The organism is Pseudomonas sp. AC463 (genome assembly GCF_979253585.1).
On the sequence record NZ_CEEDDZ010000483.1, the window covers coordinates 1 to 282 of the forward strand.

Annotated in this window: 1 pseudogene; it reads right to left on the reverse strand. The window is 60.6% G+C overall.

From position 1 onward, the window contains the following. Window positions 1-17: 17 nt before the first annotated feature. Window positions 18-282: pseudogene (locus tag AC0IYH_RS31070) on the reverse strand (twitching motility protein PilT); the annotation flags it as partial.

The following is a 282-nucleotide window of genomic DNA, read 5'->3' on the forward strand; positions in this document are numbered from 1 at the left end:
GCATGACGAGAATGATCTCAGAAGTTTTCAGGTGTCTTGGCTTTTTCCCGCGCACTCTCGCGGCTGACCAGCCCTTTGGAGACGAGGGTTTTCAGGCACGCATCCAGGGTTTGCATGCCCAGCGCACCGCCGGTCTGGATGGCCGAGTACATCTGCGCCACCTTGTCCTCGCGGATCAGGTTACGGATCGCCGGGGTGCCGATCATGATTTCGTGGGCGGCCACGCGGCCACCGCCGATCTTTTTCAGCAGGGTCTGGGAAATCACCGCCTGCAGCGATTCG